Below are 1924 nucleotides of genomic sequence, written 5' to 3'. Positions count from 1 at the left end.
AACAGGTACTGCGGACTTAAGTCAGACAAAGCTGTCGCCCTACTAGATATGCAGAATAAATTCGCGAACCAGCTTGCTGCCAAAGTACGCCAGCATCAGCAGGCAGAAGCCGGCCAGGGTCCAGCGGATGGCCTTGTGTCCGCGCCAGCCGCGTTGATGGCGGCCCCACAACAGCACCGCGAAGATCAGCCAGGCCACGCAGGCCAGGAAGGTTTTATGCACCAAGTGCTGAGCGAACAGGTTGTCCAGAAACAACCAGCCGGAAATCAGCGACAGGCTCAGCAGCGCCCAGCCGGCCCAGAGAAAACCAAACAGCAGGCTTTCCATGGTTTGCAGCGGCGGGAAGTTTTTAATCAGGCCCGAAGGGTGTTTGTGCTTGAGCTGGTGGTCTTGCAACAGCAGCAACAACGCCTGGAAGGCGGCGATGGTGAGCATGCCGTAAGCCAGAATCGACAGCAGAATGTGCACCACAATGCCTGGCTTCTCGATAATCACCGGCACCGTACCGGCGGGTACGAACTGCGCCAGCAACACCGTCAGGCAGCCCAGCGGCAAGAACAGCAGCAATAGGTTGAGCACCGGAATGCGCGCGCTGGCGACGATGGTCAGCAAAATGGCGGCATAGGAAATCAGGCTGGCGGCATTGAAGAAGTCCAGCGCCAGGCCGGCTTCGGCATGCAATTGAATAAACAGCGTGGCGCCATGGAACAACAGCGCCAGCAAAACCAGCGGGGCGAGCACACGTTTGGAGGGCACCGTGCGCTTGGAAAGGCGCAGGCCTTGATAAACAGTAGCGCCTATATAAAGAGAGGCGGCAGCGAGGCTAGGCAGCAGAGGGTGCATAAGTCCGTGTAAGGCGAGCCCGAAAGGGCGAGAGTGTGGCATAAAACGCGCGTTTCACGAAAGACCGTAGGCGGTGTCGGCATGGAGATCTCTCCGCTATAATCGCGCGCTTGCCGCAAGCTCAACCCGGCGCCAGACCGCCTGAAAGGAACGCGCATGTTCGAAAATCTAACCGATCGCCTCTCGCAGACGCTGCGCCATGTCACCGGCAAGGCCAAGCTCACCGAGGACAACATCAAGGACACCCTGCGCGAAGTGCGCATGGCCTTGCTGGAAGCCGACGTCGCGCTGCCGGTGGTGAAAGACTTCGTTAACAAAGTCAAAGAACGCGCCGTCGGTACTGAAGTATCGCGCAGCCTGACCCCCGGTCAGGCGTTCGTGAAGATCGTCCGTCTGGAGCTCGAAGAGCTGATGGGCGCGGCCAACGAAGATTTGGCCTTGAATTCCACCCCGCCTGCCGTGGTGTTGATGGCCGGTTTGCAGGGCGCCGGTAAAACCACCACTGCCGGCAAGCTGGCGCGCTTTCTTAAAGAGCGCAAAAAGAAAACCGTCATGCTGGTGTCCGCCGACGTCTACCGTCCGGCCGCGATCAAGCAGTTGGAAACCCTGGCCAACGATATCGGCGTAACGTTCTTTCCGTCCGATATCACTCAGAAGCCAGTGGCGATTGCCGAAGCGGCAATCAAAGAAGCCAAGCTGAAATTTATTGATGTGGTGATCGTCGACACCGCCGGCCGTTTGCACATCGATGATGAAATGATGGCCGAGATCAAGGCCGTGCACAGCGCGATCAACCCGATCGAAACGCTGTTCGTGGTTGATGCCATGACCGGCCAGGACGCGGCCAACACCGCCAAGGCCTTTGGCGATGCGCTGCCGCTGACCGGTGTGGTGCTGACCAAGGTCGATGGTGACGCCCGTGGCGGTGCCGCCCTGTCGGTACGCGCCATCACCGGCAAGCCGATCAAGTTCATCGGTATGGGCGAGAAGAGCGAAGCGCTCGATCCGTTCCACCCTGAGCGTATCGCCTCGCGCATCCTCGGCATGGGCGACGTGCTCAGCCTGATCGAGCAGGCCGAAC

2 protein-coding genes are annotated in these 1924 nt (G+C 59.4%); one reads left to right on the top strand and one right to left on the bottom strand.

From position 1 onward, the window contains the following. Positions 1-42: 42 nt before the first annotated feature. Positions 43-843: a cytochrome c biogenesis protein CcsA gene (locus tag AAAB16_RS24340; RefSeq protein ID WP_340665663.1), complete on the bottom strand. Its 801-nt coding sequence runs from the start codon at positions 841-843 to the stop codon at positions 43-45. A gap of 156 nt (positions 844-999) precedes the next feature. Here AAAB16_RS24340 and AAAB16_RS24335 point away from each other — a divergent pair. Next, positions 1000-1924 (top strand): signal recognition particle receptor subunit alpha (locus AAAB16_RS24335; RefSeq protein WP_340665662.1); only part of this gene is annotated, 925 nt, incomplete at its 3' end.

It is taken from the genome of Pseudomonas sp. (assembly GCF_037994325.1).
In the GTDB taxonomy this organism is placed as follows: domain Bacteria; phylum Pseudomonadota; class Gammaproteobacteria; order Pseudomonadales; family Pseudomonadaceae; genus Aquipseudomonas.
Note: the sequence above shows the minus strand (reverse complement) of the source record. Positions and strands in the feature narration are given on the sequence as shown.

Excerpts from the sequence above, each read along its gene's own strand:
- AAAB16_RS24340 (WP_340665663.1), bottom strand. The coding sequence starts at position 843 with ATGCACCCTCTGCTGCCTAGCCTCGCTGCCGCCTCTCTTTATATAGGC.